The organism is Actinophytocola oryzae (assembly GCF_004364325.1).
Classification (GTDB): domain Bacteria; phylum Actinomycetota; class Actinomycetes; order Mycobacteriales; family Pseudonocardiaceae; genus Actinophytocola; species Actinophytocola oryzae.
In genome coordinates this window covers 284,663-303,235 of sequence record NZ_SOCP01000003.1, presented here as the reverse complement: position 1 = coordinate 303,235, position 18,573 = coordinate 284,663, and the positions used below count along the sequence as shown (strand labels likewise).

Annotated in this window: 12 protein-coding genes and 1 pseudogene; 8 read left to right on the top strand and 5 right to left on the bottom strand. The window is 69.5% G+C overall.

Annotated elements, in window-relative coordinates; genetic code table 11:
- Positions 1-20 precede the first annotated feature (20 nt).
- From CLV71_RS08825 to CLV71_RS08810, 4 genes are read left to right on the top strand one after another with little or no spacing between them, the layout of a single operon-like run.
- Positions 21-431, top strand: coding sequence for a hypothetical protein (locus tag CLV71_RS08825; protein ID WP_133902142.1), 411 nt, complete (start codon positions 21-23; stop codon positions 429-431).
- A complete protein-coding gene (locus CLV71_RS08820; RefSeq protein ID WP_133902141.1) occupies positions 428-976 on the top strand; it encodes a hypothetical protein in 549 nt (182 codons plus the stop codon). Before CLV71_RS08825 ends, CLV71_RS08820 begins: the two co-directional genes overlap by 4 nt.
- A gap of 43 nt (positions 977-1,019) precedes the next feature.
- Entirely contained in the window at positions 1,020-5,459 is a 4,440-nt protein-coding gene (locus CLV71_RS08815) for an nSTAND1 domain-containing NTPase (RefSeq protein WP_133902140.1), read from the top strand.
- A gap of 51 nt (positions 5,460-5,510) precedes the next feature.
- On the top strand, positions 5,511-6,419 hold the full coding sequence (locus CLV71_RS08810) for a hypothetical protein (RefSeq protein ID WP_208297476.1): 909 nt from the start codon (positions 5,511-5,513) through the stop codon (positions 6,417-6,419).
- A gap of 1 nt (position 6,420) precedes the next feature.
- On the opposite strand, the gene CLV71_RS08805 is transcribed toward CLV71_RS08810, so the two are convergent.
- Together CLV71_RS08805 and CLV71_RS08800 are read right to left on the bottom strand one after the other, a co-directional pair.
- A complete protein-coding gene (locus CLV71_RS08805) occupies positions 6,421-7,479 on the bottom strand; it encodes a 3-deoxy-7-phosphoheptulonate synthase (protein WP_133902139.1) in 1,059 nt (352 codons plus the stop codon).
- 202 nt (positions 7,480-7,681) lie between these two features.
- Positions 7,682-9,120 (bottom strand): annotated as a pseudogene (locus CLV71_RS08800) (Nramp family divalent metal transporter).
- A 307-nt stretch (positions 9,121-9,427) separates the two neighbouring features.
- On the opposite strand from CLV71_RS08800, the gene CLV71_RS08795 reads away from it, so the two are divergent.
- Positions 9,428-10,150 (top strand): S1 family peptidase, encoded by a 723-nt coding sequence (locus CLV71_RS08795; RefSeq protein ID WP_133902138.1) that lies wholly within the window; start codon positions 9,428-9,430, stop codon positions 10,148-10,150.
- Between the two features lie 48 nt (positions 10,151-10,198).
- Here CLV71_RS08795 and CLV71_RS08790 read toward each other — a convergent pair whose 3' ends face one another.
- Both CLV71_RS08790 and CLV71_RS08785 read right to left on the bottom strand, forming a co-directional pair.
- Positions 10,199-10,705, bottom strand: coding sequence for a winged helix-turn-helix domain-containing protein (locus CLV71_RS08790; RefSeq protein ID WP_243866310.1), 507 nt, complete (start codon positions 10,703-10,705; stop codon positions 10,199-10,201).
- 31 nt (positions 10,706-10,736) lie between these two features.
- On the bottom strand, positions 10,737-11,606 hold the full coding sequence (locus CLV71_RS08785; protein ID WP_133902136.1) for a DUF817 domain-containing protein: 870 nt from the start codon (positions 11,604-11,606) through the stop codon (positions 10,737-10,739).
- Positions 11,607-11,770: 164 nt separating this feature from the next.
- Here CLV71_RS08785 and CLV71_RS08780 point away from each other — a divergent pair, with 164 nt between their 5' ends.
- The 3 genes from CLV71_RS08780 (at position 11,771) to CLV71_RS08770 (ending at position 14,315) form a co-directional block, all read left to right on the top strand.
- The gene (locus CLV71_RS08780; RefSeq protein WP_166664009.1) at positions 11,771-12,124 is read left to right on the top strand and encodes an STAS domain-containing protein; all 354 of its coding nucleotides are present in this window, start codon (positions 11,771-11,773) and stop codon (positions 12,122-12,124) included.
- Between the two features lie 12 nt (positions 12,125-12,136).
- Positions 12,137-12,706 carry a DinB family protein gene (locus tag CLV71_RS08775; RefSeq protein WP_133902544.1) on the top strand — a complete coding sequence of 190 codons (570 nt, stop codon included), beginning with the start codon at positions 12,137-12,139 and terminating at the stop codon, positions 12,704-12,706.
- 121 nt (positions 12,707-12,827) lie between these two features.
- On the top strand, positions 12,828-14,315 hold the full coding sequence (locus tag CLV71_RS08770; protein ID WP_208297475.1) for a M1 family metallopeptidase: 1,488 nt from the start codon (positions 12,828-12,830) through the stop codon (positions 14,313-14,315).
- A gap of 170 nt (positions 14,316-14,485) precedes the next feature.
- On the opposite strand, the gene CLV71_RS08765 is transcribed toward CLV71_RS08770, so the two are convergent.
- Complete coding sequence (locus CLV71_RS08765) at positions 14,486-18,175, bottom strand: CARDB domain-containing protein (RefSeq protein ID WP_133902134.1); 3,690 nt, start codon at positions 18,173-18,175, stop codon at positions 14,486-14,488.
- Between the last annotated feature and the right edge of the window lie 398 nt (positions 18,176-18,573).

Genomic DNA, 18,573 nt, shown 5'->3' with positions numbered 1-18,573 from the left:
GCAGCACAGTGGGAGTCGCAGTGATCCAGCCAATGACCCCGACCGGGCCCCCGCCAGGAGAACCGGGCGGTACGCAGCGGAGGACGACGATCATCCTCGGCGTCCTCGTGGCGGTGCTGGTCATCGCGGCGGGGTTGTTCGTGACCCTGTTCCTCGTCGAGCGGGGCGCCGTGGCCGACGTGAACGACCAGGTGTCGGTCACCGAGAGGCAGATCGCCGACCAGAAGGACAAGCTGTCCGACACGAAGTCCGCTGTGGACGATCTGGAGCAGCAGGGACAGGACCTCAAGAGCACGAACGACTACCTCAAGACGTGCGCCGACTCGTCGAAGAAGGCCATCAAGGCCGCGCAGACCGGCACCGAACAGGAGCTGTCCGACGCGATCGACCAGATGCTGCTCGACTGCGTGCGCCAGGAGGGGACGTCGTGAACGACTACTACTCGAACCCCCAGAACCCGCAGTCCTCCCCGTTCCCGCAGCAGACGCCGCAGTACCCGCAGTCATCGCCGTTCCCGCAGCAGTCCTACCCGCAGTCGCCGCCGACGGGCATGCCACAGCAACAGCCGCCCCAGCCGTCGTTCCCGAGCTACTACACCTCCGGCCTGCCCACCCAGTCGCTGCCGCCACAGCAGAAGAAGTCCAGGGCGCGCCTGGTGCTGGTCGTGGTGGCGGTGCTGATGTTCGCGGTGGCGGGGGTGTTCGCCGGTCTCTACGTCGCGGCGGAGAGCGACCACGACAAGGCGAACTCGGTGATGGAGGACAAGAAGTCCGAGCTGTCGGACATCAGGAAGGACATCACCTCGGCCGAGGGCGACAAGTCGACCGCCGAGCAGACCAACAGCGACCTGGAGTCGCAGAACTCGGCGCTCAAGCCGTGTGTCGACGCGACGCAGCACTACCTGTGGGACGTCACGGGCGCGCCGGACGCCGAGCGGCAGGCGGCTATCGACGCCATGTTCGACGCCTGCCAGTAGCCCGTAGGCTGGCGCCGCCACGGCTGGGACAGGAGGCGCGCGCATGACGACGGATACGGTCCCGGAGTTATTCGGCCCGTATCGGATCGAGGAGCTGCTCGGGCGCGGGGGCATGGGTGAGGTCCACCGCGCCTACGACACGGGCAACGACCGCCACGTCGCGCTCAAACGCCTGCCCGGCTTCGCGGACGCGGAGTTCCGCGCCAGGTTCCGCAGGGAGGCGCGGCTCGTCGCGGGGCTGGACGAGCCGCACATCGTGCCGATCCACGACCACGGCGAGATCGACGGCCGGCTCTACCTGGACATGGCCCTGATCGACGGGCCGGACCTCAAGCGGGTGCTGGCCGACGGACCGCTGTCGCCGTCCCGCGCCATCGAGATCCTCACGCAGGTGGCGCGCGCGCTCGACGCCGCGCACGCGGCCGGTGTGCTGCACCGGGACGTCAAGCCGGCCAACATCCTGCTCGACGAGGCGGGCAACGCCTACCTGGCCGACTTCGGCATCGCCCGCCCGCTCGCGGACGACGTCACGAAGCTGACCAACACCGGTGACTACGTCGGCACGCTCGACTACATGGCGCCGGAACGTCTGATGCGTGGCGAGGTCGACGTCAACGCCGCGTCGGACGTGTACGCGCTCGCGTGCGTGCTGTTCCAGTGCCTCACCGGCCGCGTGCCCTTCCCCGCGCCGGACACCGTCGGCAAGCTCGCCGCACAGCTCAACGACCCGCCGCCCGCGCCGTCCCTGTTCGACCGGCGCATCCCACCGGCCATGGACCTGGTCGTGCGCACCGGGATGGAGAAGGACCCCAAGCGGCGCTACCCGTCCGCAGGCGAGCTGATGGCCGCCGCCGCCGCGGTCACGGCCGAGTCGCCCACCGCGGTGTCGGTCGAGCTGCCGAGGACCGGCGACCACTTCGTCCACCTGCTGATGTCCTACCTGCAGGACGAGACCCCGACGCCAGGCGAGAACACGGCCGACAGCTGCCCGTACCCCGGCCTGCAGAGCTTCGGGATCCGGGACAGCGACTGGTTCTTCGGTCGCGAGCAGGCCGTGCGCGACCTGCTCGCCAGGCTGTCGAGGCAGCGCGGCGGCGACGGACCGCTGATCGTCGTCGGCGCGTCCGGCGCGGGCAAGTCGTCGCTGCTGCACGCGGGCCTCCTCGCCGCGCAGGCACGGGCGGGGGAGAAGTCGCTCGCCATGACACCGGGCGACCGGCCGGTCGGCACGCTCGCCGCCCGCCTCGCCGCGCTCACCAGGACCGACCCGCTGCGACTCGCGGGGCGGCTGTGGGAACGGCCGTCGGACTTCGGCGAGCTGTGCCGGGTCGCGGCGGGCGAGAACGCGCCGCTGGTCGTGGCCGTCGACCAGGCCGAGGAGATGTTCACCCTCTGCCACGACCCGAGGGAACGGGAGGTGTTCGCGACCGCGCTCGCGAGTGCCTGGCCCGCACGCGTGGTGCTGGCGGTGCGGGCGGACTTCGTCGAGCACTGCATCACGCTGCCGCCGCTCAAGCCCTCGCTCGACGCCCCGTACGTGCTCGGGCCGCTGTCGGCCGAGGAGCTGGCCCGCGTGGTCACCAAGCCTGCCGAGGTCGCGGGGCTCGAGCTGGAGCCCGGCCTGGTCGACCGGCTGGTCACCGACGTCGGCGCGGGCCGCGACCCGGGCGCGCTGCCCCGGCTCGCACACGCGTTGCGCGAGACGTGGCGAAACCGGACCGGGAACCGGTTGACCCTCACCGGCTACCAGCGCACCGGCGGCGTCGACCGGGCCGTCGCACTCACCGCGGACGGTGTCTACAACCGGCTCGCACCCGCCGACCAGTGGGCGTTGCGCGGTGCCCTGCTGCGCATGGTCACGCTGCTGGACGGCGGCGGCATCGCGCGCCGCCGCGCCCACCGCTCCGAGGTGCCCCACCGCGCCCTGGAGAGCCTCGTGAGCGCGCGGCTCGTCACCGTGGACGCCGACGCCGTGTCGCTGTCCCACGACGCGCTGCTGACCTCGTGGCCACGCCTTCGGCAGTGGGTCGATGAGGACCGCGCCGCGCTGCTCGTGCGCCAGCAGCTGGGTGAGGCGGTCACCAACTGGCGCAAGGGCGGCCAGGACCGAGGCGACCTGTACCGGGGTGCGCGGCTCGCGGCGGCACTGGACTGGTCGAACGGCCGCGCCGACGTCTCGGCGGACGAGCGGGCGTTCCTGACCGCGAGCGAGCGGGACAGGCGACGGACCACCCGCCGCCTGCGTGGGTTCGTCGTGGGCCTCGCCGCGCTGCTCGTGCTCGCGCTCGTCGCGGGCGGTATCGCGTTCGTCGCACGGGGTGAGGCAGACGAGGCCCGCAACGAGGCACAGTCGAGGGCGCTCGCGGCGGAGTCGCTTTCCGAGGCCGACGCGGACCCGGTGGACGCCATGCGCAAGGCCGTCGAGGGCTGGCACACGGCCGAGACCGTCGAGGCACGCGGCGCGCTGCTGTCCGCGCCGATGCTGACCTACCCGACGGCGTTCAAGTCGGGGCTGAGGCAGGGGTACGCGATCGACGTCAGTGCCGACGGCCGCTACGTCGCCGTCGGCTCCGGCGAGGGCGAGGTCGCGGTGTGGGACGTGGTCGAACGTCGGCGGCTCGACATCGACATCACCGCGGCACGCACCGTCCTCGCGGTGAAGTTCTCCCCGGACGGCACGATGCTCGCCGTCTCGTCCGTCGACCCGACCGACAACGAGGTGAGCGGGGTCAAGGTGTGGTCGATCCCCGACCGCAAGCTGATCCGGCGCCTCTCGGACGTCAACGAGGCGCTCGGGCCGATCGCGTGGCGCCCCGACGGCCAGGCGGTGGCGGCCATCTCCGTCCGCGCGGACGTGACCATGGCCATCGGCGAGTTCGACCCGACGACCGGCAACCTGATCCGCTGGATAGGCACGGCCCAGCCCAACACGATCAGCATCGCCTACAGCGTGAGGGGCGACCGGCTCGCGGCCGGCAACGGCGCTGGGCGCCTCGACCTGTGGAACACGGCGAACGGCACGCTCGTGTCCACCAACACCGAGCACCTGAGCACCGCGCGGATGAACGAGGACGGGATCGTGTCCGTGCTCGTGGCGTTCTCGCCTGAGCTGCTGGCGACCGCGAGCGTCGCGGACAACACGATCCGCCTGTGGAACCCGGAGACCGGCGCGCTGGTGCGTTCGTTCCGTGACATCACCAGGCACGTCACCGACCCGGGGCAGGGCCCGTCCGCACTCGTGTTCAGCCCGGACGGCACCGTGCTCTACACCAACAGCAACACCACCGCGCTGTCGATCTGGGACCCCCTGACCGGCAGCTACGCCGGTTCGATCACGCAGGGTCGGCGCGGCGGAAGCAGTGCGGCCAAGACGGTGCTGGCGATCGCCGTGTCCCGAGACGGCCGGACGAGGGTCGCGTCCGCGAGCGACGGGGCCGTGCTGCGCTGGCACACCAACGTGAGCTGGCACTCCTCGCCGACGGAGTCGGTGACGGGCCTGGACATCAGCCCGGACGGCCACACCGCGACGGCCGGTGACGCGTCCGGGGCGATCACGTCGTGGGACATCCGCACCGGCGACGAGGTCGGCGGGCAGGGCAGGCTCGACTCGGCCACCTACGCCGTCCGGTACACGCCGGACGGTACGCGCATCACCGGTTCGATCACCGCCACGCTGACCGTGACGACCACCCGCGGTGGGGTGTCGCGGCCACGGTCGATCCACCTCACCGGTCGTGAGTTCCGCGGCGCCATCGCGGTGTCCCCGGACGGGAAGCTGTTCGCCGCGGCGCACGGCGCGCCCGTCAGGCTGGGCAAGGAGAGCGACTACCGCATCGGGGTGTGGGACGTGGCCACGCTCGCGCAGCGCGCGGAGCTGAAGGCAGGAGAGCAGTCGCCGGCGGAGCTCCTGTTCTCCTCGGACGGCGAGCGGCTGCTCGCGCTCACCAACAACGAGGGCACGTCAGTCGTCGGCAGCGACACCGACGGTACGAACACCGCGACCCTGCTGGGCTGGCGGCTGCCCGACCTGACCGAGGAGGACCCGGTCAGGCTCGGCTCGGACTCGCTCATCACGTCCGTGTTCACCCCGGACGGCAGGTCCCTGCTCACCGCGGGCACCGGCCGCATGATCGAGATCCGCGACCCGAGGACGGGCAGGGTGCTCGACCGGTTCGGGCGCCACTCCTCGACCATCCGCAAGATCGCGATCTCCCGCGACGGGCGCATCATCGCGACGATCACCTCGGACGACTCGGTCGTGCGGCTGTGGGACCTGCGCAGCAAGCGGCTGCTCGCGGTGCTCACCGGGCACGTCGCGCCGGTGAACGAGCTCGTGTTCGCCCCGGACGGGAAGTCGCTCGCCTCGGGTGGCACGGACACCGACATCGGCGTCTGGCAGCTGGCGCCCGACCAGGTCGTGCGGCGGCTGTGCGCCAACCTCGCCGACGCGGGGGAAACCGACCTGGCCTCGATCGGCTGCTGAGACCGGAACCTTCCACCCCCGTGTTCCCCGCCGCGCTGGGATCATCGTGGTATGACAGGGGTTCAGGCGCGCAGGGGCGTCGTGGTCGCGCACCGGGTAGTCTCGCGTGCGTCGGTCAGGACGGTGGTGGGGAGCGGGATGCCGCAGGTCATGGTGCGGGGCAACGACTTGCACCCGGTGATGCTCGGTCCGGGCGAGCGCCTCGTGTTCGGGCGCGACCCGCACTCGGCCGCCGGGCCGGGGCCGGGCCGGGTGGAGCTGCGGCTGCCGGGATGCGCCCCGCACGTGTCCGGGACGCTCGCCGAGCTGGTGGTCGGCGCGGAGGCCGCGTGGCTGCGGTGGGTCGGCGCAGGCGAGGGGCGGCTGTCGAGCCTGCTGGACGCTCCTGGCGGGGCGCGGCGCGTGACCATGATCCGGGACATGACCGCACTGCTCGACGAGGGCAAGAACGAGCTGGTCGTGCTGGCGGGCAAACAGGTCGGCATCGACCTGTTCACCGACCTGCTGATGACGTTCACCGTGCAGTCGATGGTGGCGGCGGAACGCCCGGTGACCCAGATCCACCGGGACACCGAGCTGAAGCCGCATGTCCGAAAAGGACAGTTGACGCGCCGCTCCAAGGAGTGGTACGTGGCACTGGCGCTGGCCGAGCCGTGGCTCGTCGGCGACGACGACTCGCCGTTCCCGCCGACCAACCGACGGATCTACGAACGGATCCGCGGCTGGCGCGGCGGTGACGCGTGGAACCTCGAGCGGCCCCAACGGGTCGACGACGCGATCCGGACGGTGTCGCAGATCGCGTTCGGCGAGCTGGCCGACCCGTACTCGGAGGCCCGCATCGGTCGCATCCAGAACCCGAGGTTCGCGGTCGGCAAACGGATCGCCGAGTACCGCCTCGTGACGGCTGAGGACCTGGACGAGGTGGAGCGCGGCGACGACCCGCCTGCTGTTCCCGTCTAGCTCACCGCCTCGCGCGTACCGCTCCCGCCAGGTCGGTCAGCAGCGCTTCCGTTGTGTCCCAGGCCATGCAGGCGTCCGTGACGGACTGTCCGCGCACCATGTCCTGCCCGATCTCCTGGCGTCCGGCGACGAGGAAGCTCTCCATCATCAGGCCGGTCACGCCGCGCTCGCCCCGCGCGATCCGCTCGGCGAGCTCGGTGACGACGGCCGCCTGCCGCACGTGGTCCTTGCCGCTGTTGCCGTGGCTGGCGTCCACGATGACCCGGCGCGCCAGTCCCGCGCGGCCGAGGATGTCCAGTGTGGACTCGACGTGCGTGGCCGAGTAGTTGGGGCCGGACTTGCCGCCACGCAGGATGAGGTGGCAGTCGGGGTTGCCGGACGTGGTGACGAGCGCGGCGAGACCGTCGGCGTTGATGCCCATGAACGCGTGCCCCGCCGCGGCGGCGTGGATGCCGTCGACGGCGTCGGCGGTGTCGCCGGAGGTGGAGTTCTTGATGCCGATGGGCATGGACAGTCCACTGCACAGCTGGCGGTGGGTCTGGCTCGCGGCCGTGCGTGCCCCGATCGAGCCCCAGGCGACGACGTCGGAGATGTACTGCGGCGTGATGGGATCGAGGAACTCGCAACCGACTGGCAGGCCCATCCCGTTGACGTCCAACAGGAGTCGGCGCGCGAGCCGCAGGCCGGTGTTGACGTCGTAGGTCCCGTCGAGGTGCGGGTCGTTGATGAGACCTTTCCACCCGATCGTGGTACGCGGCTTCTCGAAGTAGGTGCGCATGACCACGAGCAGGTCGTCGGACAGCGTGCGTGCCACGGCCGCGAGGCGTCGCGCGTACTCCAGCCCGGCGTCGACGTCGTGGATGGAACAGGGCCCGACCACGACGAGCAGGCGGTCGTCGCGCCCGTCGAGCACGTCGACCACGTCGGTTCTGGCCCGCGTCACGGTGGCGGCGACGTCCTCGCCCGCGGGCAGCTCGTAGCGCAGCAGGGCGGGCGAGATCAGCGGGCTGAACCCGGCGATCCGGTGGTTGTCCAACGAGGGTGCGGTGATGACAGACATTCGGCGGCTTCCTGTTCGTCGAGCGAGCCGCCTCGACACCTTCGCCGAGCCGGCTCACTGCCCGGCTCGGGGTTGGTTGGTCAGCGCGACAGAACGCCCGCCGACCCAACCCGGGCCGGGGGAGTAAACCAATACTGCCGCTGCATGGGGAGACCCTATCACCAGGGGCGAGCGGCGCGCGCCCCTCGCCCCCGGCGGTGAGTCAGAACAGCTTGCCCAGCTGTTCGACGAGTGTCAGGACGCTCAGCACGCCGAACAGCGCGACCGACCAGCCGAGCACGGCGGTCCTGCCCGCGCGGATGCGGAGCCCACCTGGCAGAACCCTGCGGTTGAGCAGGATCAGCAGTCCCGAGTAGATGAACATCATCAGCCCGCCGACGCACGCGGAGATCACCAGCAGGACCAGTGGCTGGGCGAGTCCCGCGAGTGCGATGACGCACCCGACCAGCACGAGCACCCACACCACGGCGAAGTAGATCGTGCTTTCCTTGGTGTCCTTGGCATACGACGTCTTGACGACGTCGGCGACCAGCCGGCTCGTGTAGTCGACGATGCCCAGGGCCGCCGCGAACAACGAGAACGCGCCAATCACCCAGAAGAGTGTGCCGAACCACGGGCCGACGGTGTCCTTGAGCACCAGCCCCTCGGTCTGCAGGAACCCGATATTGTTCTCCAGCCCCGGTTTCCCGTACACGGTGGCGTACGACAGCAGGGACGTGAACAGGATCGTCAGGAACGTGATTAACACGAACGTGTACAACTGCTCCCGGTTGGCGAACCGCCACCACGCACGCCAGCGCGACAGGTGCTCGTCGGTCGGCTCGAAGTAGAACCCGGTGCTCGGTGCGGCCTCGGGCTTGCCCGTGACCGGGCTCTTGATCCGTGGCACGTACCGGCCCATGCCGAAGCCCTTGTCGCGGATCCAGTTGCTCTGCACCAGGTTCTGCCCGCCACCCGCACCGGCGAACGCCAGGGCGCCCATCAGCAGGGCGAACCCGAGCGAGGGCTCGATCGGAACCCGCGCCCTGGTGACGATCGTCGGCAGGTCCGCCCAGGCGTCGGCGGAGATCGCGACGATCGCGCCGACGAGCAGGAGCAGCAGCACCGCCGCGACCTTGACCATCTCCGCGCGTTCCAGCGCCACGTACACGACGGGCGCCAGCGTGAGGACGAGCCCGATCACCAGCAGCAACCCGACGGTGATCCACACGACGTCGCCGCCGCCCGTCAGGTAGGTGATCATCGTGGCGGAGCTGGTGGCCCAGCCGGGCCACAGGTTCGCGAGGATGGTCAGGACTGCGAACACCAGGCCCAGTGGCGCCAGAACCGGCTGAAGCCGGTGAGCGCGGTCTCGCCGGTGGCGAGTGTGTAGCGCTCGATTTCCATGTTGAGGAAGAACTGCGTGCCAAGGCCGAGCAGTGCGGCCCAGACGAACACGAGCCCGACCTGGGAGGCGATGTAGGGGAAGAGGATGAACTCGCCGGACGCCAACCCGACCCCGGCGGCCACGATGCCGGGACCGATGGTGCGCCAGGGGGACGTGGGTGCTTCGGGTAACGGGCGTAGTTCCGGCCGGGGTAGGTGCTTGGCGGGGAACCGCCATGTCGTGGAGGGGGACACTTCGTCGTGCTGCCTCGCCATAACCGTGATCCCTTCGCAGGAAAAAGGAGATCTCGGACAAGATCGTACGGCCTCCCGGCCCCCGCCCAGCGTTACGAAGGCGTCCTTCAGTACGCCGGGCGTTACGAAGGCGTCCTTCAGTACGGCGGGCGTTACGAAGGCGTCCTTCAGTGCGCGGCCCAGCTCTGGGAATTGTGGGAAGGCAGGTCTCTTGCCGCACGCGTGTCCGAATGATGAGGTAAGTCTCGAACGGTGACCAACAGGTGACCGTTCGTTCCCGATTCACCCCTGTTCGCGGCCCACCGGCCGCAGAATCGAGGAGCACGAGATGAAGTTGTTCAAGGCCGGCCTCACGTTGCTCGGGGCGGCACTCGCGCTGGTCGTGGCCGTCCCGCAGACGGCCACCGCCACCGACGAACCCGGTGGCGGCGCCACGCCGATGATCATCGGCGGTGGCAACGCCTCCAACGCGCCGTGGGCGGCGCGCCTGTTCGTCAACGGCCAGCAGAACTGCACGGCGACGATCATCGCGCCGCAGTACATCCTGACGGCCAAGCACTGCGTGTCCTCCTCCGGCACGTACACGTTCCGCATCGGCAGCCTGGACCAGACCAGCGGCGGCACGATGGCCACCGGCGGCACGATCACCCGCAACCCCTCCGCCGACATCGCGATCGTGCGGCTGACCACCAGCGTCGCGGCCACGTACTCGCCGCTCGGCACCACGAGCAGCGTCTCGACCGGCCAGTCCGTGCAGGTCTACGGCTGGGGCGCCACGTGCACCGGCCAGCCGGAGATCAACTGCCAGTCCCGGTTGCTGAAGGTGGCCAACGTGAACGTCACGTCGGTGAGCTGCAGCGACTACGCGGGCGGCATCGCCGTCTGCGCGTCCCGGGGCAACGGCATCACCGCGGGCGGCGACTCCGGTGGTCCGATGTTCGCCTCCGGGCGGCAGGTCGGTGTGGCGTCGACGAGTGACCGCGCCACCCGCACGGCGTACACCAACATCACGCGCTACCGCAGCTGGATCACCTCGGTCGCGGGCGTCTGATTCTCGAATACCGGTGCGGGGCCGAGGACTCGGCCCCGCACCGGGGACTCACACCACCGCCCACTCCGGCACCGGTTCGACGACCACACCCCGTTGGCCGTCGAACCGGTAGCCGATGCCGCGGATCGTGGTGATGCGCAGGCGTTCCGTGCCGATCTTGTTGCGTAGACGTCTGATGTGGACATCGACGGTCCTGCTGCGCAGCACCTCGTCGACACCCCAGACGTCGGCCATCAGCGTGCGCCTCGGCAGTACCTTTCCCGGACGCTCGATGAGGTACAGCAACAGGTCGAACTCCAGACGGGTCAGCGTGACCGGGATGCCGTGGCGCAACACGGTCCTGGAGTAGGGGACGACCCGCAGGCGTGCCTCGACATCGTCCACTGTGGACTTCGGAGGGAACGGCAGCTCGGGGATCGCTGCCTGGCGGACGGCGACGCCGGGTAACTCGGCCGCCGCGTGGAGCAGTTCGGACAGCATGGCGAGGGTGTCCGGATCTCGTGGCAGGTCGATGTTCAGCTGCACGACGACGGAGTTGCTCGGTAGAGCGGGCACGCCTATATCCGACCTAATCGGGCACGCGCAGTCAACCACTCCCATGAACTGGATACATTCCGTCATCTGGCGGCCGGTTCAGTGGTCCGACAAGTGGCCACCGCTGTCCGGCGGCCCTGCGGGCCACTGTGGACACCGGTTCCCACAGCCTGCCCGTCCTGGCGCGGAACGCGGCCACGAGCACGAACGTGAGGCTGACGAGCATCGCCCACGCGCCGAACTTCGCCGGGTCGACGAGCCGCCACGCCTCGAGCTGGTGCGGGTAGCGCCACGCGCCGAAGAACGTCGCGATGTTCTCGGCCAGCCACAGGAAGAACCCGATGAGCGCGAACGACACCGCGAGCGGCATCCGGTACCGGTGGGCGCCGACGGTGAAGTGCACGGTCGTGCCCCACGTCACCGCGACGAGCAGCCCGGCGAGCGGCCAGCGCAGGTCGGGCAGCCAGTGGTGCGTGATGAGGTTGACGTAGACCGCGAAGGCGACGGCCGCCGTCGGCACCGCCCGGTAGCCGGACACCCGCAGGTCGAACAGGCGCCACGCCGCGACGACGTAGCTGCCGACCGCCGCGTAGAGGAAGCCGCTGTAGAGCGGGACGCCGAGGATCTTCGTCAGCGCGGGCTCCGGGTAGGCCCACGACCCGAGCGGCACCTTGACCAGCTCGAACAACAGCCCGAAGACGTGGAAACCGGCGATCACCAGCATCTCGACGGTCGTCTCCCAGCGCACCAGCCGGAACACCAGCGTGACCGCCACGCAGTAGACGAGGAGGGCGTCGTACCGCGCGACGGGCAGTGGCACCACCTTCGAGACGGCGAGCCCGCCGAACACGGCGACGGCGAACGCGCAGCACCTTGCCTCGAGCCACGCGAAGCGCAGGAGCTGCGTCGCGGCGAACTTCATGTCCGGTGGACGCGTCCGCCTGCGGGTGGTTGCTCAGGTAACCGCGTCGACTCGGAGCGTCTGTCAAACCGAGATTCCGGTTTTCATCCGGAAGGGTGAAACCTCCTGTGCCCCCTGTCAAATGTCGTCTAGGCTCGACATTTCACCAGGTCATGGAGGCTGCCATGCCCGATCTCGACGCGTTGCTGTGGGTGACCCGCACGGTGGAGAACCACTCCGTTGTGGTGCGTGCGAGTGGCGAGCTGGACATGCTGACCGCGCCGAGGCTGTCGACGCAGCTGGACTTCGCCGAGGCGGTCGTGGTGCCGCCCGCGCCGGTCGTCCTCGACCTGACGGGCCTCACGTTCCTGGGCTCCGCGGGCCTCTCGGTGCTGCTGAACCACGACAAACGATGCAAGTCCCGGGGGAGCAGGCTGGAGATCGTCCCCGGCGGCACCGCGGTCACGCGTCCGCTGACGGTCACGGCACTCGACCAGGTCCTGACCGTCAAACCCGATCTTGTCGGTGGGCCCGCCTAGTCTGCCCCCATGATGACGGGAACAGCCGCCGACCTGCACCGATACCTCCAACAAAGCCGGGACTCACTGGTCCGTTCACTGGACGGCCTTTCGGAGTACGACGTCCGCCGCCCGATGACGCCCACGGCGACCAACCTGCTCGGCCTGGTGAAACACCTCGTCGGCATCGAGCTCGGCTACCTCGGCGACTGCGTCGGCCGCCCGGCCCCGTTCACCCTGCCGTGGGACGAGGACGGCTCGGTCTGGGAGAGCGCCGACATGTGGGCCAGGCCGGACGAGAGCCGCGAGTACCTGCTCGACCTGTACCGCAGGGCCTGGCGTCACTCGGACGAGTCGATGGCCGAGCTGCCACTCGACGCCCCGGCGACCGTGTCGTGGTGGCCGGAAGAGCGCCGCGCCACCACCTTCGGCTCGCTGCTCGTCCGCGTGGTCGCGGAGACCGCCCAGCACGCGGGCCACGCCGACATCGTCCGGGAGCTGATCGACGGTCAGGCGGGCATGGACCAGGCGGTCATGGGCGACACCGAGTGGTGGGCGAAGTACGTGGCCCAGGTTCGGGAGGCCGCGGAACAGCATCGGTGAACCAGGTGTCGACAGCGGTGCGCGGATAGTGCGCCAAGGTCCGGTTTATGGTGTTTTACCTTGCGGGACAACACGTTCGACGGGTGTTGCGGTGTGGAGAGAGGTGATTACCGTGCGGCACATGAAATCCCCTGCACTGATCGCCGCCGGCCTCGCCGCCGTGCTGTTCGCCTCGCCCGCCGCCGCGGCGACCGGGTCGCCAGGCGCGCCGGGTGTCGGCGACTCGTACTACCCCCTCGACGGCAACGGCGGCTACGACGCCACCCACTACGACATCCGTCTGAACTACGACCCCGCGACCGACCACCTGTCCGGCACCACGACCATTCTCGCGAGAACGACCCAGGACCTTTCCGAGTTCAACCTGGATTTCCTGCTGAAAGTGAGTTCTGTTCGCGTTGACAACGTCGCGGCCGATTTCCACACGGCAGGCGGCGAGCTGACCGTCACGCCGAAGGCCGTGCTGCCCAAGGACCGCGACCTCACGATCGTCGTGCGGTACGACGACACGCCGGAGCCCTACCGGCTCTACGGTTACGCGGGCTGGCAGAAGACGCCGACCGGCGCGCTCGGCGTCAACGAGCCGCAGATCGCGCCGTGGTGGTACCCGAGCAACGACCACCCGCGCGACAAGGCGACGTTCGACGTGTCGATCGCGGTGCCGCCGGGAGTCGAGGCGCTGTCCAACGGTGTGCTCGTGAACAAGCAGCAGACGTCGCCGCGGTGGGTGCGCTGGAACTGGCGCAGCACCCGCCCACAGGCGCCCTATCTCACGTTCCTCGCGATCGGGCAGTACGACGTGCGCCAGGGGACCGCGCCCGATGGCCAGACCCTGATCACCGCCTACGGTGACGACCTCGGGGACAACGGTCCGGCCGCGCGGGCGTCGGTCGAGCGGACGCCGGAGGTCCTCGACGTGCTGTCGCGGTACTTCGGGCCCTACCCGTTCGAGGCGCAGGGCGGCGTGGTCGACTCCAGCCTCGGCTTCGCGCTGGAGAACCAGACCCGCCCGGTGTACGACGGCGCGTTCTTCCGCGCGGGCACCAACACCTCCGTCGTCGCACACGAGAACGCACACCAGTGGTTCGGCGACTCGGTGTCCGTGGACGACTGGAAGGAGATCTGGCTGAACGAGGGCTTCGCGACCTACGCGGAGTACCTGTGGTCGGACTACCAGGGTGAGGGCACGCCTGCCGAGGTCGCGCAGTTCACCTACGACAACATCCCGGCGGACGACCCGTTCTGGCAGGTCCTGCCCGGCGATCCCGGCGAGCAGAACCAGTTCGCCGACGCCGTCTACGACCGGGGCGGCATGACACTGCAGGCCCTGCGCACCGCGGTCGGCGATGACGCGTTCTTCCGGATCGTGAAGCAGTGGCCGCAGGACAAGCAGTACGGCACCGGCACGACCACCGAGTTCGTCGCGCTCGCGGAGAAGGTCTCCGGGAAGCAGCTGGACGACCTGTTCACCACCTGGCTCTACACACCGGGGAAGCCTGCGGTCGGCCCGAACGGCCAGTCGGCCGCCGCCGCCGCGGCGACCGCCAAGCCGGGGTCCTACGACCAGATCCAGCAGAACCACCAGCTGCTGGCGGCCGGGAGGAAGTAGCCGGACGGTCGGTGCGGTTCTCCTTCGGATACCGCCCGTTCGTCCAGCTCCCGTGAGTCGGGGCCACTGCCGGGACTATCGTGCTCCCGACGCACGGGTTGCGTGCACAAGGCTTGAGTGCCTCGTTCGGGATTCCCAGCATCCCGAACGAGGCACTCAGGGCCGTCGCGTTACCGGCCGGTTCTGCGCCCGCCTGTCACGATGGCCGGGACCTGCGCGCCGTTGACGACGAACTGCGAGCCCGGCTCCACGACGACGTTGCCCGTCGCGGAGTTCGTGATCGTCACGTTCGTCAGGGTCGCGCTGCCCCGTGCGCCACTCATCGCGAGGATGCCGGCGCCGTTGTTGGACCTGTCGATCCGGACGTTGGTGATCGCCGCGGTGACCTGGCCGCCACCCGTCTTGAACTGGATGCCGTCGTAGGTCGAGTCGACGATCTCCGTGTCACGCAACGCGACCCCCGGGATGTCCCGGCTCTGCGCGAAGAACGTGATCGCGCCGAACTTCTGCTGCTCACCCCAGAACACGCCGCCACAGCGGTAGAGCCCGTTGTTGGCGATGGTCGTCGTCCCGGAGAACGGCAGCGGGTCGTGGTCGGTGGCCAGCATGATGCCCGGGTAGTTCATCGTGTCGTACACCAGGTTGTTCTCGATCCGGTTGCCGTAGCCGCCGTAGATCGCGATCCCGTTGGCCCGCCACGGCAGCTGGATCGTGTTGTTCACGAACGCGTTGTCGTGCCCGATGTCGACGCTCTGGTCCTTCACGTACCGGTTGGCCCACACGGCGAGCGAGTCGTCGCCGGTGGTGCGGAACGACGAGTTGAACACCCGCGAGTTCCGAGTGCCGTTGGTGAAGTTGATGCCGTCGGCGTAGGTGTCGCGGATCCGCATGCCGCTGAACTGCAGGCCGTCCGCCGGGCCCCACAACGCCGGGATGTTGTCGTAGTCCCGGCCGACCCAGACGCCGACGTTCGCGTGCTCGATCCAGACGTTGGTGATGGCCGTGCCGGTGCCGAAGCGCCCGTTGAGGCCGACGCCGCCCTCCTTGTTGCCGTCACCGCCGCGGATCCGGCCGGAGCCGAAGATCGCGATGTCCGAGATCTGCACGTTCTTGTCTATGTCGAAGCCGAAGTTGCCCTCGTGCGGGTGGTTGATGGTGCCCGCGTCCTGCGGCTCGATCAGCGAGTACAGCTGCGAACGCCACATGCCCGCACCCCGGATCGTCACGTTCGAGATGCCGATCTGGTTGTACTGGCCGCCGCCGTTGGGCACGTTCGGGTCGTCGGTCAGGATCTTCTTCTCCTGCCGCCACTGCCCTTCCGGGATCCACACGCAAGCGATGACGCCGTTCTGGTCGTCGGTCACCGCGCGCTGGATGGCAGTGGTGTCGTCGAGCCCGTCGTTGGGCACGGCGCCGTACTGCGTGATCGACACACAGCCGGACGGCTGCTGCGTCGCGGGCGCGACCTGCTCGAGGTCGATCAGGTCGATGACGTAGAACGACGCGTCATCGCCGGAGTCCCGCTGCAGCCGGAACTTCGTGCCGACCGGGTAGGACTGCGACAGCAACGCGTGCGACTCGTCGAACAGGCGCCGCGCGTTGGCCTGCGGGGTGTTCGTCAGGCCCTCGGGGTCGTCCGTGGTGCCGTAGAGCCAGCTGTGCTTCGACGACAGCGTCAGCTTCTGCGTGAACGTGCCGTTGACGTACAGGCTGATCGTCTTGTCCTGGCCGCCGCCACCGGCGGCGTCCGGGATCGAGTTGCGCACGACGATCGAGTTCGACTGCGTGGTCGACGTGAACTCCACGTACTGCCCGGTGCTGTTCAGCCGCACCGACTTGCGACCGGAGGACTCGGTCGCGAAGTTGGTGTGCCCGAACGTGCGCAGCGGGTCGGTCTCCAGGAGCTGACCCTGGTACTGGGCGTTCTCCGCCTCGTACTCGACGAACGGCACGGCAGCACCCCGGCCCACGACGATCGCCGCCGTCAGCTGGTTGTTGGTCTCACTGGTCTCCGCGACCACGTTGGTCGCGTCGGCCGTCGCGGTGACGGTCGCGCCGCCGCTGGTGGCCGTCCAGCTGCCGACCTGGACGCTCACGGTCGCACCCGCGGCGACCGTCCCGGTGTTGGCGTTGAGGGTGGCGCCGCCGACGGTGACCCGCGTGACGGAGGCCGCCGCGCTGCTGGTGCCCCGGTTGTGAACGCTGACGTTGAAGGTGACCGACGAGCCGACCGCCGGGTTCGGCGGGTTCGACGTGACCCCGGTGACCTCGAGGTCCGGCCCCGGCGCCTGCGCGACGACGAGCGGCGACGGTGCGGTGTAGGTGTTGTTGGTGTCGCTCTGCTCGATGACGGTGTTCGTCGGATCCACAGTGGACGATACGGTGTAGGAACCGGCCTGCCGCGTGCCCGCGTTGACCGTCACGGTGGCGGAGGCACCGGCCGCGAGCGCGCCGACCGCCGCGTTGCCGACGACAGCGCCGCCGAGGTTCACGTTCACGGTGGTCGCGGGTGCGGCTGCGGAGCCCGCGTTGCGCACGGTCGCGGACAGGGTGATCTGGCTGGCCTCGGTCGGGCTGGCCGGCGACCAGGTGGTGCCGGTGACGACCAGGTCGGGGTTCGGCGCGGGGGTGCCGAAGACCTGGAGCTCGGCGACCTGCCCGCCGGGCGCGCCGCTGTTGGCGAAGAACTGCAGGCGCACGTCGGCCGTCCGCCCGGTGACCGGGACGGTCACGCTGTTCTGGTTGGTGGAGGGGTTGAAGGAGTAGTCGGCGCGTGCGACGAGCTGGGTGTAGGTCGTCGAGCCCTGGTCGCGCCCGAGGACCTGGAAGCTCTGCGTGCGCGGCCCCCACACGGGGTCGGGGTTGAGCTTGACGACGACCGAGGTGACGTCGGCGTTGGCGCCGAGCTTGACGGTCAGCGTGCTGGGGTAGCCTGCGGACTCCCAGTAGGTGGCGGTGTTGTCGTCGTTGGCGTTGGTGGCGACGAACGACTGCGTGGTCGACGATGCCTCGATCGGCTTGCCGACGGCGAGGTTCGAGCCCGCGATCGGCCCGGCCCGCACGACGTGGTTGCTGTCGGCGGACTCGTTGCCCGCCGCGTCCCGCGCCCGCACGAAGTACTCGAGCCGTGACCCGGTCGGCTGGCTCTCCATGTAGGTGGTGCCGGTGAGCGTCGAGACCGCGACGCCGTTGCGGTAGACGGTGTACCCGGTGACACCGACGTTGTCGGTGGACGCGGACCAGGCCAACCGGATCTGGCCGGAGGCGGGTTCGGTGAGCGCGAGGGCGGTAGGCGCACTCGGTGCCTGCGTGTCACCGGAGTCGGGCCCGTACAGCTCGAACTCGGAGAGCTGGGCGGCCTGCCAGCCGGTGTTGGCGGTGATGTTGAGCCGCACGTAGCGGGTGGTGGCGGTGGCCGGGATCGTGACGGTGTTGGTGCTGGGGGAGAAGGCGTAGCCGGTGGAGCCGACGATGTTCGTGAAGGAGGTCCCGTTGGTGCTCCCGGTGACGGCGAGCGTCTGCGTGCGGGCTTCCCAGTTCGTCGGAAGCTTCAGGACGATCCTGGTCAGTGCCTTGGTGGAGCCGAGGTCGGCCTGGAGCCACTGGGGGAAGGCGTTGTTGTTGCTCTCCCAGTAGGTGGCCTGGTTGCCGTCCGCCACGTTGCCGACCGGGTAGGCGGGCAGCGAGCTGCTGGCCGACACGGTCCGCGCGAGCGGCACGTCGGCGAGCGCGGCGGTGGTTCTGTCGGCCGGTGTTCCGGCCGGGACGGACCCGCCAGCGGCAGAAGCGGGGGAAACCGAGATCCCGACGGCGGCAAGCCCCGCCATGAGGATGCCAGCAATCAGCCGCGAACGTTTCATGGGCGTCTCTCTTCTTTGAGACAAGCAGGGGTTGCCGACGTTCGGTGAACATGATGCAACATCCCGCCGCCTGATCGCAAGAACACGACGCTACTGAGAAATTTTGCGACTGCGGTTGACTCGCAACCGCACCGGCGTGTGACGCCACGTTCTGCAGGCGTACTTCAGAGCGCTGGGCGTTAGGAAGGCGTCCTTCAGTGCGTTGTGGGCGGCGGACGGTCGGCTCCTGCTGGGTGGGCTTGTACTGAAGGCGTCCTTCAGAACGGTCAGCGTTAGGAAGGGAGCCTTCAGTGCGTTGGCTTGGTGGAGCGGCCGGCTCGTGCAGGGGAGGGGCGGTCGCGGTCGATCGGGTTTGTCGGTGTGCGCCGCTAGACTTGATCCCGGGGGGCCGAGGGCCG

Coding starts and splice junctions, on each gene's coding strand:
- CLV71_RS08805 (WP_133902139.1), bottom strand. CDS start 7,479: ATGTCTGTCATCACCGCACCCTCGTTGGACAACCACCGGATCGCCGGG.
- CLV71_RS08765 (WP_133902134.1), bottom strand. CDS start 18,175: ATGAAACGTTCGCGGCTGATTGCTGGCATCCTCATGGCGGGGCTTGCC.
- CLV71_RS08785 (WP_133902136.1), bottom strand. CDS start 11,606: ATGAAGTTCGCCGCGACGCAGCTCCTGCGCTTCGCGTGGCTCGAGGCA.
- CLV71_RS08780 (WP_166664009.1), top strand. CDS start 11,771: ATGCCCGATCTCGACGCGTTGCTGTGGGTGACCCGCACGGTGGAGAAC.
- CLV71_RS08815 (WP_133902140.1), top strand. CDS start 1,020: ATGACGACGGATACGGTCCCGGAGTTATTCGGCCCGTATCGGATCGAG.
- CLV71_RS08810 (WP_208297476.1), top strand. CDS start 5,511: ATGACAGGGGTTCAGGCGCGCAGGGGCGTCGTGGTCGCGCACCGGGTA.
- CLV71_RS08770 (WP_208297475.1), top strand. CDS start 12,828: ATGAAATCCCCTGCACTGATCGCCGCCGGCCTCGCCGCCGTGCTGTTC.
- CLV71_RS08775 (WP_133902544.1), top strand. CDS start 12,137: ATGACGGGAACAGCCGCCGACCTGCACCGATACCTCCAACAAAGCCGG.
- CLV71_RS08795 (WP_133902138.1), top strand. CDS start 9,428: ATGAAGTTGTTCAAGGCCGGCCTCACGTTGCTCGGGGCGGCACTCGCG.